Source organism: Hanstruepera neustonica (assembly GCF_002895005.1).
Lineage (GTDB): Bacteria > Bacteroidota > Bacteroidia > Flavobacteriales > Flavobacteriaceae > Hanstruepera > Hanstruepera neustonica.
Genome location: NZ_POWF01000001.1, coordinates 643,183 through 663,637, shown reverse-complemented (window position 1 = coordinate 663,637; position 20,455 = coordinate 643,183). Strand labels below are relative to the sequence as shown.

Annotated in this window: 19 protein-coding genes and 1 tRNA gene; 6 read left to right on the top strand and 14 right to left on the bottom strand. The window is 36.1% G+C overall.

Going from position 1 to position 20,455, the window contains the following annotated elements; translation table 11 throughout:
- Window positions 1-99 precede the first annotated feature (99 nt).
- Window positions 100-609, top strand: coding sequence for a DUF456 domain-containing protein (locus C1T31_RS02965; RefSeq protein ID WP_103050962.1), 510 nt, complete (start codon window positions 100-102; stop codon window positions 607-609).
- Window positions 610-862: 253 nt separating this feature from the next.
- Here C1T31_RS02965 and C1T31_RS02960 read toward each other — a convergent pair whose 3' ends face one another.
- The 9 genes from C1T31_RS02960 to C1T31_RS02920 all read right to left on the bottom strand — a co-directional run bounded on the left by C1T31_RS02960 (window position 863) and on the right by C1T31_RS02920 (window position 11,875).
- On the bottom strand, window positions 863-1,537 hold the full coding sequence (locus C1T31_RS02960) for a response regulator (RefSeq protein ID WP_103050961.1): 675 nt from the start codon (window positions 1,535-1,537) through the stop codon (window positions 863-865).
- Between the two features lie 21 nt (window positions 1,538-1,558).
- Window positions 1,559-3,457, bottom strand: a complete 1,899-nt coding sequence (locus C1T31_RS02955; RefSeq protein WP_243398883.1) for a tetratricopeptide repeat-containing sensor histidine kinase — start codon at window positions 3,455-3,457, stop codon at window positions 1,559-1,561.
- 264 nt (window positions 3,458-3,721) lie between these two features.
- On the bottom strand, window positions 3,722-3,907 hold the full coding sequence (locus C1T31_RS02950; RefSeq protein WP_103050959.1) for a hypothetical protein: 186 nt from the start codon (window positions 3,905-3,907) through the stop codon (window positions 3,722-3,724).
- A gap of 524 nt (window positions 3,908-4,431) precedes the next feature.
- Window positions 4,432-4,505, bottom strand: a tRNA-Asp gene (locus C1T31_RS02945).
- A 76-nt stretch (window positions 4,506-4,581) separates the two neighbouring features.
- Entirely contained in the window at window positions 4,582-5,511 is a 930-nt protein-coding gene (locus tag C1T31_RS02940; protein WP_103050958.1) for a DUF58 domain-containing protein, read from the bottom strand.
- 66 nt (window positions 5,512-5,577) lie between these two features.
- The gene (gene trxA, locus C1T31_RS02935) at window positions 5,578-5,895 is read right to left on the bottom strand and encodes a thioredoxin (protein ID WP_103050957.1); all 318 of its coding nucleotides are present in this window, start codon (window positions 5,893-5,895) and stop codon (window positions 5,578-5,580) included.
- Window positions 5,896-6,039: 144 nt separating this feature from the next.
- Window positions 6,040-10,425, bottom strand: a complete 4,386-nt coding sequence (gene dnaE / locus C1T31_RS02930) for a DNA polymerase III subunit alpha (RefSeq protein ID WP_103050956.1) — start codon at window positions 10,423-10,425, stop codon at window positions 6,040-6,042.
- Between the two features lie 134 nt (window positions 10,426-10,559).
- Window positions 10,560-11,009 carry a ferritin-like domain-containing protein gene (locus C1T31_RS02925; protein WP_103050955.1) on the bottom strand — a complete coding sequence of 150 codons (450 nt, stop codon included), beginning with the start codon at window positions 11,007-11,009 and terminating at the stop codon, window positions 10,560-10,562.
- A 188-nt stretch (window positions 11,010-11,197) separates the two neighbouring features.
- A complete protein-coding gene (locus C1T31_RS02920; RefSeq protein ID WP_103050954.1) occupies window positions 11,198-11,875 on the bottom strand; it encodes a DUF6252 family protein in 678 nt (225 codons plus the stop codon).
- Window positions 11,876-12,019: 144 nt separating this feature from the next.
- Here C1T31_RS02920 and C1T31_RS02915 point away from each other — a divergent pair, with 144 nt between their 5' ends.
- The 3 genes from C1T31_RS02915 to C1T31_RS02905 all read left to right on the top strand — a co-directional run bounded on the left by C1T31_RS02915 (window position 12,020) and on the right by C1T31_RS02905 (window position 13,846).
- Window positions 12,020-12,544 (top strand): 30S ribosomal protein S16, encoded by a 525-nt coding sequence (locus C1T31_RS02915; RefSeq protein ID WP_103050953.1) that lies wholly within the window; start codon window positions 12,020-12,022, stop codon window positions 12,542-12,544.
- Window positions 12,545-12,605: 61 nt separating this feature from the next.
- Entirely contained in the window at window positions 12,606-13,133 is a 528-nt protein-coding gene (gene rimM / locus C1T31_RS02910; protein ID WP_103050952.1) for a ribosome maturation factor RimM, read from the top strand.
- A 53-nt stretch (window positions 13,134-13,186) separates the two neighbouring features.
- Window positions 13,187-13,846, top strand: a complete 660-nt coding sequence (locus C1T31_RS02905; protein ID WP_243398882.1) for a tRNA1(Val) (adenine(37)-N6)-methyltransferase — start codon at window positions 13,187-13,189, stop codon at window positions 13,844-13,846.
- Window positions 13,847-13,854: 8 nt separating this feature from the next.
- Here C1T31_RS02905 and C1T31_RS02900 read toward each other — a convergent pair whose 3' ends face one another.
- Window positions 13,855-15,159 carry an amino acid permease gene (locus tag C1T31_RS02900; RefSeq protein WP_103050950.1) on the bottom strand — a complete coding sequence of 435 codons (1,305 nt, stop codon included), beginning with the start codon at window positions 15,157-15,159 and terminating at the stop codon, window positions 13,855-13,857.
- Window positions 15,160-15,301: 142 nt separating this feature from the next.
- On the opposite strand from C1T31_RS02900, the gene C1T31_RS02895 reads away from it, so the two are divergent.
- Entirely contained in the window at window positions 15,302-16,480 is a 1,179-nt protein-coding gene (locus C1T31_RS02895) for an acyl-CoA dehydrogenase family protein (protein ID WP_103050949.1), read from the top strand.
- A gap of 73 nt (window positions 16,481-16,553) precedes the next feature.
- Entirely contained in the window at window positions 16,554-17,453 is a 900-nt protein-coding gene (locus C1T31_RS02890; protein WP_103050948.1) for a metallophosphoesterase family protein, read from the top strand.
- Here C1T31_RS02890 and C1T31_RS02885 read toward each other — a convergent pair.
- The 4 genes from C1T31_RS02885 to C1T31_RS02870 all read right to left on the bottom strand — a co-directional run bounded on the left by C1T31_RS02885 (window position 17,450) and on the right by C1T31_RS02870 (window position 20,308).
- Window positions 17,450-17,782 carry a 2Fe-2S iron-sulfur cluster-binding family protein gene (locus tag C1T31_RS02885; RefSeq protein ID WP_103050947.1) on the bottom strand — a complete coding sequence of 111 codons (333 nt, stop codon included), beginning with the start codon at window positions 17,780-17,782 and terminating at the stop codon, window positions 17,450-17,452. The two genes, C1T31_RS02890 and C1T31_RS02885, sit on opposite strands and share 4 nt — an antisense overlap.
- A complete protein-coding gene (locus C1T31_RS02880; protein WP_103050946.1) occupies window positions 17,782-18,843 on the bottom strand; it encodes an NAD(P)/FAD-dependent oxidoreductase in 1,062 nt (353 codons plus the stop codon). Before C1T31_RS02880 ends, C1T31_RS02885 begins: the two co-directional genes overlap by 1 nt.
- Window positions 18,844-18,922: 79 nt before the next feature.
- Complete coding sequence (locus C1T31_RS02875) at window positions 18,923-19,168, bottom strand: NifU family protein (RefSeq protein ID WP_103050945.1); 246 nt, start codon at window positions 19,166-19,168, stop codon at window positions 18,923-18,925.
- A gap of 3 nt (window positions 19,169-19,171) precedes the next feature.
- Window positions 19,172-20,308: an Mrp/NBP35 family ATP-binding protein gene (locus tag C1T31_RS02870; protein ID WP_103050944.1), complete on the bottom strand. Its 1,137-nt coding sequence runs from the start codon at window positions 20,306-20,308 to the stop codon at window positions 19,172-19,174.
- Between the last annotated feature and the right edge of the window lie 147 nt (window positions 20,309-20,455).

Below are 20,455 nucleotides of genomic sequence, written 5' to 3'. Positions count from 1 at the left end.
TTTTAGGAAATTATCAGGACACTATTAAAAATATCAACCATCAACAATATTAAATCTTGTAACATTCTTTAGTTATCTTCGTCATACAAACAAAAACATATGGATATTTTTTTAACCTGTATTGGGTTTCTTTTTATGTTAGCCGGTATTTTAGGTAGTTTTTTACCTGTTTTACCTGGCCCTCCCTTAAGCTGGATAGGCTTATTACTGCTTTATCTAACAAATGCTGTTGCAGACAACTGGGTGTTTTTGGGAATTACATTAGTGATTGCCCTTTTGGTTTTTGCTTTGGACTACATTATTCCAGCTATGGGAACCAAAAAGTTTGGAGGCAGTAAATATGGTATGATTGGAACAACCATAGGTTTACTGGTAGCCATTTTTTTTCCTGTTCTTGGTCCTTTAGGTATAATAGTTTGGCCCTTTATTGGCGCTTTGGTCGGCGAACTAATCAATAAATCTGACTCTAAAACGGCTATGAGAGCTGCATTCGGCTCATTGCTGGGTTTTCTTACCGGAACCTTCATTAAATTCCTAGTGGCTGTTATCTATCTTGGCTTTTTTATATCTACCGTTTGGGACTATAAAAGCAGTATTTTTTCCTTTTAAAAGAAGAAACCTCATGATTTTCGGTTAGTTTGAAAACCACGAGGTCTGTGTAAATGCTATTATCAACAAATTTTTTGAGGGATTCATCAAATCTGTCGTTGATATATCAAATGTATGTATAATAAACCTATTTCTGTTGCGGAAAAACCGTAGACTTGTTACGGAAAAACCGTAAAAGTTAGTGATAGATAGACTTTACACATCCTCAAGAATATACAGAAATATCCAATTTTAACATTTTTTGAAAGAATTTTTAGATGAAACCTTTCCTCCTAGCTTCATCAAGAAGTGTCTCGTCATTACCATCCTGCACATCAAAAAGTAATTTTAGTTGTTTTTTACGTTTTTCAATAGCACTCATGGACATATCGATATGATCCTTTAAACTTTTGGTTCGGATACCTTGAGATAGTAAATACAAAATTTTCCTGTCAATATCATCAATATCAATATCATTGGTAATGGATCTTCTGACTATACTATTCACAGTTCCGCTATAAAATGGCGGATTATTGAGTACGGCTTGAAAGGCACTGGCCAATTCACTTGAAGTTAAATCACTTTTTATTAAGAAGCCTTCCGGATCGATATTTTTAATTAGGTTATGAACACGATAGTTCTCATTAAACATGGTGAGCATAACAATTTTAGCTTCAGGCATTACTTTTCTGGCATATTTTGCCAAATCTTCGCCTGAATTAAATTTCCCATCAGCCGATGGTGGCAAACTAATATCCATAAACAATACATCATAAGGCTTGTTCGAATCAACAGCACGTTGCATAAACTTCACCGATTCATCACAATTATTAGCGATATCAATCAATAACTTTTGATTGTCTTTTTTAGTTGCCAACAGTGTGTTTTGATACCCTTCAATAATAATTGGGTGATCATCAGTCATGAGTATACGAATCGTTTCTTCCATGCGGTGTTACTTTTTATTCGGTTAGATTGGGATTTTAATTAAAATGCTGGTTCCTACATCTTTTTCTGAAGTAATTTCCAAGTCTCCTTGAATTTCCTTTACTCTGGAATTCATGTTTTTAATACCAATACCTTTTTTGGCTTTATTGACATCAAAGCCGGAACCATTATCTGTAATGAACAAGCAAATTACATTATTTTTTAGTTTAAAACTAATCTCTACATGGGTAGCATGGGCATGTTTATAAATATTTTGCAACGACTCCTGAATAATTCTGTAGATGTGAATTTTTGTTTTATTCGGTACATCTTCCCAAACAATATCCCCTTCAATACTGATATCGCTCTTGAAACCATAGGCATCCGACTGGGTTTCAATTAATGTGGCAATAATATCTTCATACCCAGAACCTGAAACAAATTCTGTATTTAATTCATGGGACACCTTTCTAATTTCCTGTTCAATGTTTTTTAACTCAACGATGTAGCCTTCTCTGCTTTTTATAGCTTCTTCACTGGTGCTTAAATTTAAACTATCCAGACTCAATCGTGTTCCGAATAATCGTCCTAAAATGCCATCATGTAATTCTTCAGATATGCGTTTCTTTTCAATGGATCGGGCTTCATCAATCTTGTCTTGTTGTGACAGCATGAGGTTATAAATCTCTTCATTGGCTTCCTGTTGTTGCTGAACCAACTTCAACTCCTTGTTTTTGGCACGTTGAGAAATAATGATATATAACAACACTAATGTTATCAATAACCCAGCGGATAAAATCAACAGCCACATACGTTCGCGTGTTATTTGCTGATTTTTTAACTCCAATTGATCTGTTTCCAATTCAATTCGCGCGAACTTATTTCTAATGGCGCGTTCCTTGTTGACCAAACTATCACTTAATTTGACATATTCATTCAAATAAGAGGTATCAGTGGTATCAATTTTTGATTTTAGTTTTAATGCATTTAACACGACATCATGCGTAGAAGACTTTTTACCTAGATTATAAGCTATCGCGGAAAAATATTTAGCAGAGTCTAGTTCATTTTTGTCTAAATAGTATTCAGAAGCATTTAAAGCAACTGACATTATTCCGGATTTGCTGTTAATACTATCGCTAATTTTATAGGCCTCATGAAGCATACTTTTTATTTCAGAATCCGGATAGTTCCCCATTAAATGTTTTAAATGCGCATAGTCACCCAGAATCAGGGCATAATTATTGGGTTCCTCCATCAAAAGAGACTTATTTTCAAACAAATCTTGATAGATTTTTAAAGCTTTATCATACTGTTTTAATTCTTTGTAAATAAGGGCAATATTACTATTGGAATATAAAGTATAGAGATAGTTATCTTCCATTTTATCACTAAAAGACAATGCCTTATAATGATATTCAATCGCTTGATCAAATAGTTTTAGTTCGTCAGCCGAAATAGCAATTAGGTTATATAAACCCCAAAGATTATCAAGTGTAGTTTCGGTTTGAGGCATTTCTTCATAGAGCTTAATGGCTCTTGCTGCTGTATTCTCACAGCCCACATAATCGCGCTCTTCAAATTGGATATCGGCCATATAATAAATGGCGTCAGCTTGCTGATCCAGCATATTTTGAGATTCAAAATACTTTGATGTATTATAGTAATAAAAATAAGCGCTGTCTGCATAAAACTTTTTCCTCGAGCAATATGCTAAAACATTACTTATATACCCAAGAGCAACTGTATCTTTTAGTTTTTTTGCTAATTTGAGGTTTTGATGATTTAAGGTATATAAAGAATCAACACCCATCTCATTTCTACTAATCTTATTTAAGTAGAGGGTTGCCAATAAACGTTTGGTTTTCAATATTGACGTATCTCGTTTGGATATATTGGCAAAGTGAATAGCTCGCTTAACACTTTTGATACGATAATCCAAATCTTGCGATTGATCTTCAGCTAAAGACCGATAATAAAAAAGGCTATCTAGAACAGAAATTGTTTTGGACTCTTGTGCGTCAAGAGTCCAAAAAGAGAGGAAAAAAAATAAAAAAAATAGTTTTTTTGGGAACATAATCGTTAGCTATGTTCTCAAATGTATCAAATTTTAGTGCAATAATGATAATGCCTATAAAATTATATACAACAAATGAACCCCTACAACAAGTAGAGGCTCATGAGAATCATATAATATGGCAAGAAATTATCCGTTTGAAGGAACCTCTCCTCTCTTAACATGCCTTTTAACTGCAAAGGCATAAGAAAAATCTTCTTGTGATGTTACTTTTTCTTGTTTAGGTTCAGTGGTAGGCACGTCACTTTTAATACTTAATCCAGTAAGGGTTGTACAAAAAATGGCTGCCATCAAAGTAATTTTTAAGGTTTTCATGTTAGTTGATTTAGGGTTAAACAACAGTTTGCTATTAATTTTTTACTATTAAATTGATTTTTAAATTAAAAATCGCTGTCGAGGGAAGAATGGATTATTAACCTTAAATATTTAAATGCCAAAAGGCTTTAAATCAATATTTATAACATGAGGGAAACAGACAAAATTATGTCTAAAATGGATTAATTTACCTAAAATAAGCTGAATAATTCGATTTAGGGACTTATTTGAAGGTCTGTAAATATAGATTTAGGTAATGTGATTGTATTAAATAATCGATGAAATACTTTTTATGTCGATAAAATACACATATAACGGATTTTTCTTACATTTTAATTGTTCTTGAAATCAGCTCCAAAACAAAAAAGCATCCCTATTTTCAAGAAGAAAAAAGGAAAGCTTTCCATCGGTAAGCCCCTAATTAAATAAGGAATCTCACTACATTCTGACAAAATTGTCAGAAACAACACAACTAAATTTTATTGCTAAAAAAAGCTCCAAGTTTAGGAGCTTAAGCAATTTTGCGGTCTGGACGGGACTCGAACCCGCGACCTTCGCCGTGACAGGGCGACATTCTAACCAACTGAACTACCAGACCGTTGCTTAATTGCGGATGCAAATATACACGGCTTTTTTTATAAGTCAAACCTTTTTTAAAATTATTTTAAAGTTTCCTACAAAAACTTTTGCCGCTCAATCATATAGGTAGTCAAAATATGATTAAAATTTTTATTGATGTCCGCTTCTACATATTTTATTCTGTACTGGGTACATTTTAGTTTGATATCATTAAAATATGCTGTAACGGCATTTTCATAATTTTCCTTAATATTCTCCGCATACAGATTGATATGCTCCCCTGTTTCAACATCCACAAATCGTTTCGGGGTATTGCTAAACTCAAATTGCTGTTCCTTTTTCTTATCAAACACATGAAACAAAACCACTTCATGCTTATTGAACTTCAAATGCCGTAGAGCCTCAAATAATTTAGTCTGACTTTCAGATGTCTGAAACATATCGGTAAAAAAGAAAATCAAGGAACGTCTTTTAATCTTTTCAGCTATTTGATGTAAATAGGTGTAGGTATCTGTATTTTTATTTATAGGCTGATTGACAACCATATCACTTAATTGATGTAACAGCATTTGGTGGTGTCGTTCACTGCCTTTCTCGGGAGCATAGTAATCGTAATTATCACTATAAATGCTTAAACCCACAGCATCACGTTGCTTTTTTAAAATGTGCATTAGAGAGGCGGACGCCAAAGCTGAAAATGCTATTTTGTTTAAACTATCCAAACTAAAACTCGATAATTTAGGATAATGCATGGAACTACTATTGTCAATAATCAAGTGACAACGAAGGTTGGTTTCCTCATCATACCGCTTGGTAAACAACTTATCAGTTTTAGCAAATAGTTTCCAATCAATGTGCTTCGTGCTCTCACCTTGATTATAGATTTTGTGTTCGGCAAATTCTGAAGAAAACCCGTGAAATGGACTTTTATGCATACCTGCAATAAAACCCTCAACTACCTGCTTTGCCAGTAGCTCTAGATTTTTGAATCCACCTGCTTTATTGAGTTCCTGTTGTAAATCCATTGGTGTCTAAACTAAAAAAGGTTTGCCGTTTGGGCAAACCTTTTATCATTTCTTTTAGAAAGTATTTTATAAAAGCGAGTCGATAGCTTCCGTGTAAGCACTTTTTTGAGCTACACCTACCTGACGACCTACAACTTCTCCGTTTTGAAAAACTAAAACTGTTGGAATATTTCGTACACCATATTTAGCAGCAAACTCTTGATTAGCATCTACATCAACCTTACCAACAACGGCTTTACCTTCATACTCGTTACTAATCTCATCAATGATTGGACCAACCATTCTACATGGACCACACCAAGCAGCCCAAAAATCTACCATTACTGGCTTGTCACTTTTTAATACTGTTTCTTCAAACGTTGCATCTGTTATTTCTAATGCCATAATTTATTTTTTAAATCTGTTTTACTTCAATTTTCTATGCAAAATTAGTCAAAAAAAATGCGAAAGCTTACACACTGACAATTTGTTTTAACTATAGTTTTATTGTTTGGTGTTATAATGAGCCTACTCAAAAACTTCAAAACATTAATTTAACTTATAATACACCTCATTATTCTCTAATTCATCCAATAACTCTTGAGATATTTTGACCTTTTGTTTGCGGCTTGGCATACTTAATTTAATTTGTTCATCATTATCATAAATCACAAAATTGAGCGCATGATCACCTCTATGCATGGTAAACAATTCCTTTAGGGTTTCTATTCTAGACTCTATCAAATCATTGATATTCAATTGAACTGAAAGCTTTTTAGCATAAGTATCCATTACATCATGCAACAATTGAAAATTATTAAACTGAAGTCTCGGATCACTCTTTTTGCCAGTTTCTCTATTGGTCCATCCTTCTCTAACAAACACTTTTATATACACGAATGAATTTTTTAACAGGAAGTGCCTGAACTTCAAATATTCTTCACCAAATATTCGAAATTCATAGCTATCGGTATAATCTTCCACGGTGAACAATGCCCAACCTTTACCCTGTTTACTCACACGATGCTGAACATCGGTTACGACACCACCAAATGTTAACTCCCTATTGACATAAGGCTCCAAGTTATTAAATAAGCCAATTGTAGCATTACAGAATGTTTTCATTTCAATTTTAAAATCATCCAATGGATGACCAGAGATATAAATACCAACAACCTCCTTTTCGCGAGCCAACTTCTCCATAGTTCCCCATTCTTCACATGGTGGGACTTGAGGTTCTGCTATTTGCACATCACTGGACTCTCCAAACAGGCTGACTTGTGCAGAATTCTCATTTTCTTGATGTTTGGCACCATATTTAATGGCTTTTTCCAAAAAGGTAATACCATCACCATCATCATGAAAATACTGTGCCCTGTGTGTTGTTTTAAAACAATCGAATCCTCCAGCCAATGCTAAATTTTCAAAAGCTTTTTTATTAGCCGCACGCAAATCAATGCGCTTGGCAAAGTCGAAAATGGATTTATAATTCCCTTCTTGTTTCCGATTTTCTACAATGGTTTTAACGGCTCCATGTCCAACACCCTTGATGGCACCCATGCCAAAACGCACAGCATTATCCTGGTTTACTGAAAACTTATAATAACTTTCATTAATGTCTGGCCCAAGAACGTTTAATTTCATACGCTTACACTCCTCCATAAAGAAAGTCACCTGCTTGATATCATTCATATTATTGGACAACACAGCTGCCATGTATTCCGCAGGATAGTGGGCTTTAAGATATGCTGTCTGATAAGCAATCCAAGCATAACACGTAGAGTGCGACTTGTTAAAGGCATAACTCGCGAAAGCCTCCCAGTCTTTCCAGATTTTCTCCAAAACATCACGTGGGTGACCATTGGCTTCACCACCATCTAAAAATTTGGGCTTGAGTTTTTCCAGTAAAGCAAATATTTTTTTACCCATGGCTTTACGTAAAACATCCGCTTCACCTTTGGTAAAACTTGCCAACTTTTGAGACAATAACATCACCTGCTCTTGATAGACTGTAATACCATAGGTCTCCTTTAAGTATTCTTCCATGGCAGGTAAATCGTAAACAATGTCTTCACGTCCATGCTTACGTGCAATAAAGCTTGGGATGTACTCCATAGGTCCTGGACGATACAAGGCATTCATGGCAATAAGGTCATCAAAAACCGTTGGTTTTAAATCCTTCATGTGTTTTTGCATTCCAGGAGATTCGTACTGGAACACACCTACTGTTTCACCACGTTGGAACAATTCATAAGTTTTTTCATCATCCAATGGAAAATTATCAGGATCCAGTTCGATACCATGTTTAGCTTTTACAATTTTCACAGTATCCTTAATCAGCGTCAAGGTTTTTAATCCCAAGAAATCCATTTTCAACAAACCAGCATCCTCAACAACCGAGTTGTCAAATTGCGTGACATAAAGTTCAGAATCTTTGGCTGTTGAAACTGGAACAAAATTGGTTATATCATCAGGTGTAATAATCACACCACAGGCATGAATGCCTGTATTACGAACCGAACCTTCCAAAACGCGCGCTTGATTTACGGTTTCAGCCTCTAAATCTTCTCCATCTGAAATATTGAGGAGTTGGTTAACCTTTTCTAAATCTTCAGCTCTAAACTTTTTGCTTAATTCCTTTTCGTCTAAACCAAAAATCTTTCCTAATTTGGACATGGTTGGAATTAATTTGGCAATTCTATCAGCATCAAATAACGGTAAATCTAACACCCGAGCCGTATCCCGAATTGAAGACTTGGCTGCCATGGTTCCGTAGGTTATAATTTGTGCTACCTGACTACTACCATATTTTTTAATTACGTAATCCATAACGCGACCGCGACCTTCATCATCAAAATCAATATCAATATCAGGCATGCTCACACGATCAGGATTCAAGAAGCGCTCAAAAAGTAAATCGTACTTAATAGGGTCAATATTGGTAATCCATAAACAATATGCTACCACAGATCCTGCTGCCGAACCACGCCCTGGACCAACCGAGACATCCATATTTCTGGCTTCTCGAATAAAATCTTCAACAATCAGGAAATAGCCTGGATATCCTGTTTTTTCTATAACTTCAAGCTCAAAATCAAGGCGTTCTTTGATGTCATTCGTAATTTCACCATAGCGCTTTTTAGCGCCTTCATAAGTTAAATGTCTTAAAAAGGCATTTTCTCCACGTTTACCACCATCGTTCAAATCTTCAGGGTGCTTAAACTCATCAGGAATATCAAACTTTGGAAGCAAAACTTCACGTGCCAGTTCATAGGATTCTACCTTATCAACCAACTCCTGAATATTTAAAATGGCTTCAGGAATATCCTTAAAGAGCGCTTTCATCTCTTCAGAAGACTTAAAATAGTACTCCTGATTTGGTAATCCATAACGATAACCACGTCCACGACCAATCGGTGTGGCTTGCTTTTCACCATCTTTTACACATAGTAGAATATCATGCGCGTTGGCTTCTTCTTTTTCAGTATAATACGTGTTGTTAGTGGCAACTAACTTAATGTTATGTTTTTTTGAAAACTCAATCAAGACTTGGTTTACCCGGTTTTCATCTTCTTGATTGTGGCGCATAATTTCAATGTACAAATCATCCCCAAACTCTTGTTTCCACCACAAAAGAGCTTCTTCGGCTTGAATTTCTCCAACATTCAAGACCTTACTGGGAACTTCGCCATAAAGGTTACCGGTTAGCACCAATATATCTTCCTTATATTGCTTGATAAGCTCCTTGTCAATTCGTGGCACATAATAAAATCCCTGCGTGTAGGCAATAGAGGACAACTTGGCCATATTGTGATAGCCTTTTTTTGTTTTGGCTATTAGGACTACTTGATAGCCATTATCTTTTCGGTTTTTGTCCAAATGATTTTCACAAACAAAAAACTCACAGCCAATAATTGGTTTTATTTTTTTTGCAGTTGGTTGCTCACCCTTTTCAATAGCTGCCTTATTCTTCTCTTCAACCGATTTGTTATGATTATTAGTTGCTTTTACAAAGTGGAAGGCACCCATCATATTCGCATGGTCCGTTAATGCAACGGCAGACATGCCATGTTTAGCTGCAGATGCCACCAGTTTTGGAATACTAATGGTAGATTGTAGTATTGAAAATTGAGAATGATTATGCAAATGCACAAAATCAACGTCAGCTAAATCAGATATATTTTGTTTTATTTCCTCTGTGGAAATCGTATCGGTTTGCTGCCTTTGAATGCGCTCACGAATTTTAGCACTTTCTCTTTGAAGATTGATGTGCTTTAAACCGATGAGTTCAATTTCCTGCGGATTGGCTGCTGAAAATTTCTGAAAATAATCTGGCTGAACATCCAATTGTTCAAGAGTATATTCTTCTCGTCGGATTAGCTCGAAAAAACAACGTGTTGTAGCCTCAACATCGGCAGTAGCGTTATGGGCTTCCGCAAAGGGCGTATCAAACAAAAATTCATGAAGCTCGGTTAACGTTGGCAGTTTAAACTTACCGCCTCTACCACCAGGGATCTGACAGAGTTCAGCAGTGTGTTCGGTACAGGTATCGAGCACTGGTAATTCCTGCAATTTATTTGCAACATCACCTCTGAAAAATTCAGCACCCATGATGTTGATGTCAAACCCAACGTTTTGACCAACAATAAACTTGGTTTTATTTAAGGCTTCATTAAATTTTTCAAGAACTTCTGATAACGGCATACCTTTTTCTTCTGCCAACTCGGTTGAAATACCATGAATTTTTTCGGCATCAAACGGAATATTAAAACCATCGGGCTTTATTAAATAATCCTGATGATCTATACAACGACCCATTTCGTCATGCAGCTGCCAAGCAATTTGAATGGCTCTAGGCCAATTATCGGTATCCGAAATAGGTGCATCCCAACGCTTTGGCAATCCAGTTGTTTCTGTATCAAAAATTAAGTACATAAAGCTGATTTTTCTTGAAAAATAAGAAGGTTAAAATTAGGAATAATTATTAGTTTTTCGAACGAAAGTTATAAACAGTTGTAAACAAAAAGTGCGGCTTAAAAGCCGCACTTTTAATAAATCTAATTATAGATTTATGATACTAATTCTTCATGAACTTTCTCTGTATTGATAGCTGCTTGAATAGCGTTTTTTTGCTTGATCAATATAGAATCGATACTTGGTGGTAAAGTTCTATCCTTAAGAATATCTTTATATTCCTCAAGATTTTTTTCTTCACCTCGAATGGCCTCTTCTAAAATAGCTTCTTCATCGTTAGATGAAAATAACGTTTTAAGGCTCATCCAATTTCTGTGTACAGTACCTTTGAAGCTTCCTGAATCTTCAGGAATTTCGCCATAACGTAGAATTTCTGTTCGTAACTCTTTGGCGAATTCGCTTCTTTCAGATGCTCGACGTTTGAAGAACATTTTTAAGGTTGAAGAATCTACATTATCCATAGCATTAAGGTATCCCTTTTCTGCATCATAATTCTTGATTAATAATTCGTTTAGTTTGTTTGAAATTTCTTTTGAATACTTCATAATCTTTTACATTTAAATTTCAATAGGTTCTTTAAAGATGCGTATTGTTTCACATCTGCATTAATAGTATAAGAGACAAACATGTACTTGTCAAGTTTTTAGGGTAAAATCTTGGAATCTTTAAGATAATTTAACAAAAAACGCGGCTCAATAGCCGCGTTTGTTAATTTTTTAATTCAATTGAAAGATTATTGACAATCTCCCAATCCGTTAATAATGATTTGAAGAGGGCTATTTGCTCCACCACCACCACAAGTAGCTATTTGTTGTTCCAAAGCTTCTTTATATGCCAAACAGACTTCCGTATATTGAGTGCTTCCAGGATCAGTATTATTATATAGTTCTTCTGCCGCTTGAGCTTCAGCAACAACTTCATCACAGGACATTAATCCTCCTTCTAAATTATTTAAGGGAATGTCAAAAAAAACACCTTGACTAAAATTAACGGTTTCCATTCCAGAATTTGAAAAAGCATTGAACCAAAAACGTCCAGAAACTGAAGTTGCTGTCACTTGGGTAATTTCAATCTCTCCGTCAGGTGGATAGAAAGAAAGTTCCGGATCAGGTAACCTATTGGTTGAATAAAACACACCGTCAGAATCTTCAAACTCTGCTTTACTAGAACTCCCTCTTCCTAACCATTTGGCCCCTAACTCAAGATTAGGAACAGTGAATTTAAGCTCTTCATTTCCACTACCTCCAATTAAAACAACTCTACCAGCTTCGTTATAACTTGCATCATAATAAACAGCTCGCCAAAAATCGCCATCCTTTTTCCCTTGGACTGCTGGGGTATTGAATTTTATTTCATCACTACAGCTTAAAACCGTCATTAGGATCAACAATAAAACAGTTACTCTCTTCATAATCTGACCTATTTAGAATCTCAAAAATAATATAAAAAACGAAAAAAGATAGAATTTCTTGTAACTATTTAAAAATCAAAAAAAATATAGTATCTTTGCGCCCTTATTAATAATCGAGGTCGTGAACCTCACTAATTAATTTTTATGTCAGTTAAAATTAGATTACAAAGACACGGTAAAAAAGGAAAACCTTATTACTGGATCGTAGCAGCAGATGCACGAGCAAAGAGAGATGGTAAATACCTAGAGAAAATAGGTGCTTACAATCCAAATACGAACCCAGCTACCATTGAATTGGATGTTGATGGTGCCGTTAAATGGTTACAGGATGGTGCGCAGCCAACCGACACAGCCAGAGCTATCCTATCTTACAAAGGTGCTTTATTGAAAAATCATTTAGCAGGTGGTGTCAGAAAAGGTGCTTTAACCGAAGAGCAAGCTGAAGAAAAATTCAATGCTTGGTTAGAAGAAAAAGCTGGTAAAGTTGAAGCTAAAACTGAAGGTTTAGCAAAAGCTGAAGCAGAAGCAAAAGCAAAAGCCATTGAAGCAGAAAAAGCTGCTAATGAAGCCAGAATTGCTGCCAATGCTCCTGTAGAAGAAGAAGTTGCCGAAGAAGCAACAGAAGAAGCTCCTGAAGTTGAAGCAGAAGCTTCAAACGAAGAAGAGTAGAAAATTTTATTTTATACCTTTGAACCCAGACTTTTCGGTCTGGGTTTTTTGTTTGAGCCATATGAAAAAAGAAGATTGTTTTTATCTCGGGAAGATTGTTAAAAAATATAGTTTTAAAGGAGAGTTACTCATAAAATTAGATACTGACGAACCTGAACTCTATGAAAATATTGATGCATTATTCGTTGATTTAAGGAATAATCTCGTGCCTTTTTTTATTGAATCCTCCCAATTACACAAATCAGATCTGTTACGTGTAAAATTTGAAGATGTCGATGCGGAAGCTGATGCTAACGCACTTATCAAGTGTGATGTCTATTTGCCTTTGGAGTTTTTACCGAAACTTGAAGGTGACAAATTTTATTTCCACGAAATTATAGGCTTCAAGGTAATTGACAAATCTCGCGGAAATATTGGTGTTATAAAATCTGTTAATGATTCTACAGCTCAAGCCTTGTTTGAAATTGACCATGGTGGTAAGGAAATTTTAATCCCAATGAATGATGAATTCATTGTTCAGGTTGACAAAGTCAAAAAGGAAATATTAGTCGATACACCTGAAGGATTGATAGACCTATATTTAGCATAGTGATGTCTGAGTTCAAGTTTAAACAATTTACTGTTAAACAAGACCAATGTGCCATGAAAATCGGAACTGATAGCGTTTTGTTAGGTAGTTGGACCTCCTTAAAACGTAGTCCTTTTTCAATTTTGGACATAGGTGCTGGCACAGGTGTTTTATCACTCATGATGGCGCAACGCAGCCAAGCCGGAATAATTGATGCCATTGAAATTGACGATAAAGCTTACGAGCAATGTGTCGATAATTTTGAACAATCCAATTGGTCTGATAGGCTATTCTGTTATCATGCTTCACTTGATGAGTTTACCGAAGAGATTGAAGATAAGTATGACTTGATAATCTGTAACCCACCATTTTATTCAGAAGACTACAAAACACAAAATAACCAACGTGATATTGCTAGATTTCAAGAAGCCATGCCTTTTGAACATTTGATTGTAAATGTTTCAAAACTATTATCCGAAAGTGGCCAGTTTTGTGTCATTATTCCTCATAAAGAAGAACACAATTTCATTGAATTGGCTTCAAAGCAAGGCCTATTCCCAAACACTATTTTACTTGTTAAAGGCAATCCTAATTCTGAAATAAAAAGAAGCTTGATTGAATTCTCATTTACTAAAACCAAAATAGAAACAAACATCCTGATTATTGAGACAGATCGCCATCAATACACCAAAGCGTATATTGACCTTACAAAAGATTTTTACATTAAAATGTAAGTTCTTTATCAATCAAATCGTTTATTCCATTTCATTAAAACGTAAAAGGGAATACCCAACATTAACAGAATAAAACCATAAAAAACGGTTTCTTGACCCGACCCAAAAATCGCCCATAACGAATATAAAAAGCCTAAACTCCCGAGAACAAACGTTTTCACCCAACTATGAACATGAACTTTTTTCTCGATTAGAATTAAGATATATGCCGCTGCAGTGAATAGATATGGCACTAAAGCGACAAAGACCACAATATCAACAATAAACTTAAATTGATTGACCAACCCTTCTGATAAATTCATTAAAAGCACAGCTGTTGTCAATAAACTACCAATAATAAGCCCTAATGCTGGAGCTCCTTTCTTATTTTCTTTACCAAATACGCGAGGAAACAAACCATCTTTAGCAGTCGCCAATGGTACTTGTCCCGTTACCATAATCCAACCATTTAAGACACCTATACCCGAAATAATAACTCCAATAGCTACAAAATAACCACCGAAATCACCAGCAATAATTCTGGCAGCTTCAGCAAAAGGGGCTGCCGAAGTTTGCAGTCTATCTATTGGTAAAATCCCAAACAAGACAACCGTTCCCAAAATATAAACACTTGCCGTAATTAAGGTTCCCATCATGGTTGCTCTGGGAATTGTTTTTTCAGGATCTTTAATACTTTGTGATGGAATGGTAGCACACTCAAGACCAAGAAAGGCATAAAGGGTTAGAGCTGCCACCATGGGAAAGGTTTCAAAATCACTTTCTGATGTTAAATTAAATTGAGGGAAATTTTCAAGCCTGAAAAAGAATACACCTACCAGAATAACAAATAATAATGGTGTCAACTTGAGTATGGTAGTAATCACCTGAACTTTACCCGACTCTTTAATTCCTCTCGTATTAATCCAAGTGAAAAACCAAATTAATCCCAGACCAATGATTACTTTATACAAGGCATTTGTTTCAAGTATGGGATAAAAGAAACTTAGGGCGCCTATTATGGCAACTGTTAATGCCGCATTACCAATCCAACAAGACAACCAGTATCCCCAAGCTATTAAAAAACCGATGAAGTCACCAAATGCTGATTTCGGATAGGCATAAGGACCACCACTCTTTTTGACTATTTTACTAAAATTACTGAAAATTTTAGCTAGAATCAACGCACCAATGGTAGTAAAAACCCATCCCAGTAAACTTATACTTCCATATTTCGATAAAGCGGCTGGTAATATAAAAATTCCAACACCGATCATATTTCCGATGACAATGGATGTTGCGGTTATTAAACCAATTTTAGGTGGAGGTTTCCCCATTTTTGATAGCTGAATGACGTTATTTTAATAATTATTAAAAATGAGGCTCGTTAAATGTACGATTAAAATATTTCTGATAAAATGTTTCCCCTTTTTATATGTATTTGGTTAAATTTGGCGAGACTTAAAAATTGAACAAAACATGAAGCCAGACTTATTTGAAGCACCTGATTATTACAATCTTGACGAGTTGCTTTCTGAAGAACATAAATTAGTGCGTGATGCCGCAAGAGAATGGGTAAAGCGTGACGTTTCACCAATTATTGAAGAATACGCACAAAAAGCAGAATTCCCAAATCAAATTATTGGTGGTCTTGCTGAAATTGGTGCTTTTGGCCCTTATATCCCAGTTGAATATGGTGGTGCTGGATTAGATCAAATTTCTTATGGCTTAATCATGCAGGAAATAGAACGAGGTGACTCTGGCGTTCGTAGTACAGCTTCTGTGCAGTCATCATTAGTCATGTATCCAATTTGGAAGTATGGAAACGAAGAGCAACGCCAAAAGTACTTGCCAAAATTAGCAAGTGGTGAATGGATGGGTTGTTTTGGGTTAACAGAGCCTGATCACGGATCCAATCCTGGAGGCATGGTTACCAACTTTAAGGATATGGGTGACCATTACTTATTGAATGGTGCCAAAATGTGGATTAGTAATGCCCCTTTTGCACAAGTAGCTGTTGTATGGGCAAAGAATGAAGAAGGTCGCATCCATGGTTTAATTGTAGAACGTGGTATGGAAGGTTTTTCTACACCTGAAACGCATAACAAATGGTCCCTTCGTGCCAGTGCTACTGGTGAGTTGATTTTTGATAATGTCAAAGTTCCAAAAGAAAACTTATTACCCAATAAATCTGGATTAGGCGCACCTCTTGGTTGTTTGGATTCTGCTCGTTATGGTATTGCCTGGGGAGCCATCGGAGCCGCTATGGACTGTTATGATACGGCATTACGCTACAGTAAAGAGCGTATTCAATTTGGAAAGCCTATTGGTCAATTTCAACTTCAACAAAAGAAATTGGCTGAAATGATTACTGAATTAACAAAAGCCCAATTATTAACGTGGCGATTAGGTGTTTTACGTAATGAGGGTAAAGCTACTTCAGCTCAAATCTCTATGGCAAAACGGAACAATGTTGATATGGCCATTAACATAGCTCGTGAAGCGCGACAAATGTTAGGCGGCATGGGCATAACAGGAGAATACAGCATTATGCGCCATTCCATGAACCTGGAAAGTGTGATTACGTATGAAGGTACCCACGATATTCACTTGTTGATTACAGGTTTAGACATTACCGGTTTAAATGCCTTTAAATAAAGCTCCTCAATAAATAAAAAACTTATAAAAGCGAATCTAATTTAGGTTCGCTTTTTTTATTTAGATTTACTTTATGTTTTCATCTAAAAAACGACTAGACAAAGCTTATAAAGAGGCCAAAGTTATAAACTTTGACAATACTAGTAAGTTTATATTTTTCAGTGATTGTCACAGAGGTGACAACAGCTTTGCAGATGATTTTGCCAATAACCGCAATATTTACTTTCACGCTTTAAAACACTATTATGCTGAAGGGTTTACTTACTGTGAATTAGGTGATGGTGATGAACTTTGGGAGAATTTAACCTTTAAATCCATTTTTGAAGCCCATAAAAATGTTTATTTATTACTAAAATCTTTTCATGATAATAATAGGTTGCATATGCTCTATGGCAATCATGATATGGTTTATAAAGACACTTCTTACGTCGAAAAACATCTATCAACTTACTTTGAACCAATTTCGGGTAAGGACGAAGCTCTCTTTTCAAATATAGTATACCATGAGGGCTTAATTTTTAAACACCAACAAACGAATCAAGAACTATTTCTAACACATGGTCACCAAGGCGATTGGTGGAATTATACTTTTTGGAAATTAAGTCGGTTTATGGTTCGCATTTTATGGAAGCCATTAAATGTTATGGGCATTGCCGACCCAACCAGTCCTGCAAAAAATTATAAGGAGCTTATTAAAGTTGAACGACGCATCAAAAAATGGATTATTGATAATAATAACTTAATCACCATTGTAGGCCATACTCATAGACCGCGTTTTCCGGAGCCTGGAGATATTGCCTTCTTTAACGATGGTAGTTGTGTGCACCCCAGAAGTATTACGGGAATAGAAATTGAAAACGGTGAAATCTCACTAATTAAATGGCAAATTGCCACTACGGATGATGGGACACTTAAAATCGTACGAGTTCTTCTGGAAGGACCTCAAAAATTGATTGATTATAAAACGGATTAGCTTTCCGGTGCTAGCTCAACTTCCAAACCATCCAATTCAGGGGTAATCTGAATCTGGCAACCTAAACGCGAATTGTCCTTTACGTAAAAGGCCTCACTCAACATAGCTTCTTCGTCATCCTGCATTTCGGGAAGTTCATGGTCTGACAAAACATAGCATTGACATGAGGCACACATAGCCATGCCACCACAAATGCCGATGGTTCCTTCAGGAGCCAGCTCATAGCTTCGTACGACTTCCATAAGGTTCATAGCCATATCGGTTGGAGCCAGAACTTCGTGGGCCACACCATCTCTATCCGTGATTTTTAAGGTAACATCCTGTTCCATTAGTCAATCGCTTTTACAACGGCTTTAGGAGCCTCTTTTCGCGTACCATCAAAACCATCTACACCACTCACAGTCGTATATTTCAAGACATATTTTTTTCCTGGATTGATGATTTGATAAGCAGCCTGACACATCAAAGTTGCTTCATGGAAACCACATAAAATCAATTTTAATTTACCAGGATAGGTATTGACATCGCCTACAGCAAAAATACCAGGGATATTGGTTTGGTAGTCCAAGGCGTTATTAACCTTAATGGCATTTTTTTCTATTTCTAATCCCCAATTGGCAATTGGTCCTAATTTCGGTGATAACCCAAATAAGGGTATAAAATGATCACATTCAATCTCAAACTCCTTTTGAATGTGTTCCGCTTGAGAAACCACTACAGCCTTCACATGATGATCTCCCACTATGCCTGTAACTTCGGCTGGTGTGATTAAATTGATTTTTCCTTGATTTTTGAGCTCTTGTGCCTTTTCAACGGAATCCAAATGCCCACGGAATTCATTTCTTCTATGAATAAGGGTTACTTCGCTGGCCACATCACTTAAAAAGATACTCCAATCCAATGCCGAGTCACCACCTCCTGCAATCACGACTTTTTTACCGCGATACATATCAGGTTCTTTGATCATATACTCCACACCTTTATCCTCAAAGTCAGCAATATTGTGAATTAAAGGTTTGCGTGGCTCAAAGCTGCCCAAACCACCTGCAATGGCAACCACAGGTGCATGGTGTTGTGTCCCTTTGTTGGTTGTGACTATAAAAGTTCCATCCTCTTGCTTTTCTATGGTTTCAGCACGTTCACCTAACGTAAAACCAGGCTCAAACTGCTTACATTGTTCCAGTAACTTATCGGTTAAGTCACCAGCTAGAATTTCAGGATAGGCTGGAATATCGTAAATCGGTTTTTTGGGATATATTTCAGAGCATTGACCACCGGGTTGCGGTAATGCATCAATTAAATGGCATTTTAACTTGAGCAGTCCAGCTTCAAAAACAGTAAAAAGTCCTGTTGGACCAGCTCCAATGATAAGAATATCAGTTTTAATCATGAATTGAATTTTTGGATAAACAAAGTTATTACTTCCATTATTAATTGAATGTGACAAAAGTCACATTACATCTTAATTTTTAAGATTCTACGTTAATAACCTGTTCTATTTGTGGAGCGTACTTTTTGATGGTCATTTCTACCCCAGATTTGAGTGTCATTTGGTTCACACTGCAACCCACGCAAGCTCCTTGAAGTTGTACTTTTACTAACTTATTGTCGTCTTCAATGGACAATAAGGAAATATCACCACCATCACTTTGCAAAAACGGCCGGATTTCATCCAGTGCCTTTTCTATATTCAGTTTTAACTCTTCTGTATTCATGGTTTATTTTTTAACTGCTGAACAACCAGCCATCGTCGTAATTTTTATAGCTTCAGTTGGTGGTAAGTTGTCATTGCGTCTAACCACTTCCTGAACCACGTTCTGTGTTAAAGTTTCAAAAGCCTGCTCTAAAACAGTTGCTGTTTGTAAAGCCGCTGGTCTACCAACATCTCCCGCTTCACGTATACTCTGCACCAAAGGTAACTGGCCTAAAAACGGCACCTGTAAATCTTCAGCTAAATTTTTAGCCCCTTCTTGTCCAAAGATATAGTATTTATTGTCTGGCAATTCTTCTGGTGTAAAATAGGCCATATTTTCTATGATACCCAGAACTGGCACATTGATACTTTCCTGCTGAAACATAGCCACCCCTTTTTTGGCATCGGCTAATGCCACATTTTGAGGCGTACTCACAACCACCGCACCTGTAATTGGTAAGGACTGCATAATGCTTAAATGAATATCACCTGTTCCAGGAGGTAAATCAATAAGCATAAAATCCAGCTCTCCCCAGTGTGCATCAAAAATCATTTGGTTTAAGGCTTTGGCAGCCATAGGCCCACGCCAAACAACTGCTTGATTGGGTTGGGTAAAAAACCCGATGGATAACACCTTAACACCATAATTTTCTATGGGTTTCATTTTAGATTTACCATCTACATTGATGGCCAGTGGTCGTTCATGTTCGACATCAAACATAATAGGAACCGATGGTCCATAAATATCCGCATCTAAAATACCCACTTTAAAACCCATCTTGGCCAAGGTAACGGCCAAATTGGCTGTAACCGTAGACTTGCCTACACCGCCTTTACCTGAAGCTATGGCGATTATGTTTTGAATACCTGGTATAGCCTTCCCTTTAATGACATTAGGTGCCGACTTGGTAGGGGCATCAACCTTAACATTGACAGTGATTTTGGCTTTTTCATATACCAAATCATGAATGGTTTTCATGATATCCACCTCGGTTTTCTTTTTGGCTTGCAAGCTAGGGTTTGCTATGGTAATATCGATTACCACCTCATCACCAAAAGTCACTACATTCTTTACAGCACCACTCTCCACCATATTCTGACCTTCACCTGGTACCGAAATGGATTCAAGGGCTTTTAATATATCTTGTTTGTTTAATTTCACAGAATTCTAATTTAGATTTATTCTAAAGTGCAAATATACAGTGAATTGTTTAGATTTTGAAACGGTTTGATTGAAATGATTGATGCCCGAATTTATGTTAGCTATCAATCTCTAATTTTTAATATGTATATTTAATTGCTTATTAAT

What these genes read in the sequence shown, in the direction of transcription:
- C1T31_RS02890 (WP_103050948.1), top strand. Translation starts at nt 16,554, where the DNA reads ATGTTTTCATCTAAAAAACGACTAGACAAAGCTTATAAAGAGGCCAAA.
- C1T31_RS02940 (WP_103050958.1), bottom strand. Translation starts at nt 5,511, where the DNA reads ATGGATTTACAACAGGAACTCAATAAAGCAGGTGGATTCAAAAATCTA.
- C1T31_RS02880 (WP_103050946.1), bottom strand. Translation starts at nt 18,843, where the DNA reads ATGATTAAAACTGATATTCTTATCATTGGAGCTGGTCCAACAGGACTT.
- C1T31_RS02925 (WP_103050955.1), bottom strand. Translation starts at nt 11,009, where the DNA reads ATGAAGTATTCAAAAGAAATTTCAAACAAACTAAACGAATTATTAATC.
- C1T31_RS02965 (WP_103050962.1), top strand. Translation starts at nt 100, where the DNA reads ATGGATATTTTTTTAACCTGTATTGGGTTTCTTTTTATGTTAGCCGGT.
- trxA (WP_103050957.1), bottom strand. Translation starts at nt 5,895, where the DNA reads ATGGCATTAGAAATAACAGATGCAACGTTTGAAGAAACAGTATTAAAA.
- C1T31_RS02885 (WP_103050947.1), bottom strand. Translation starts at nt 17,782, where the DNA reads ATGGAACAGGATGTTACCTTAAAAATCACGGATAGAGATGGTGTGGCC.
- C1T31_RS02920 (WP_103050954.1), bottom strand. Translation starts at nt 11,875, where the DNA reads ATGAAGAGAGTAACTGTTTTATTGTTGATCCTAATGACGGTTTTAAGC.
- C1T31_RS02950 (WP_103050959.1), bottom strand. Translation starts at nt 3,907, where the DNA reads ATGAAAACCTTAAAAATTACTTTGATGGCAGCCATTTTTTGTACAACC.
- C1T31_RS02905 (WP_243398882.1), top strand. Translation starts at nt 13,187, where the DNA reads ATGAAAATCGGAACTGATAGCGTTTTGTTAGGTAGTTGGACCTCCTTA.
- C1T31_RS02900 (WP_103050950.1), bottom strand. Translation starts at nt 15,159, where the DNA reads ATGGGGAAACCTCCACCTAAAATTGGTTTAATAACCGCAACATCCATT.
- C1T31_RS02960 (WP_103050961.1), bottom strand. Translation starts at nt 1,537, where the DNA reads ATGGAAGAAACGATTCGTATACTCATGACTGATGATCACCCAATTATT.
- C1T31_RS02895 (WP_103050949.1), top strand. Translation starts at nt 15,302, where the DNA reads ATGAAGCCAGACTTATTTGAAGCACCTGATTATTACAATCTTGACGAG.
- C1T31_RS02875 (WP_103050945.1), bottom strand. Translation starts at nt 19,168, where the DNA reads ATGAATACAGAAGAGTTAAAACTGAATATAGAAAAGGCACTGGATGAA.
- rimM (WP_103050952.1), top strand. Translation starts at nt 12,606, where the DNA reads ATGAAAAAAGAAGATTGTTTTTATCTCGGGAAGATTGTTAAAAAATAT.
- C1T31_RS02915 (WP_103050953.1), top strand. Translation starts at nt 12,020, where the DNA reads ATGTCAGTTAAAATTAGATTACAAAGACACGGTAAAAAAGGAAAACCT.
- dnaE (WP_103050956.1), bottom strand. Translation starts at nt 10,425, where the DNA reads ATGTACTTAATTTTTGATACAGAAACAACTGGATTGCCAAAGCGTTGG.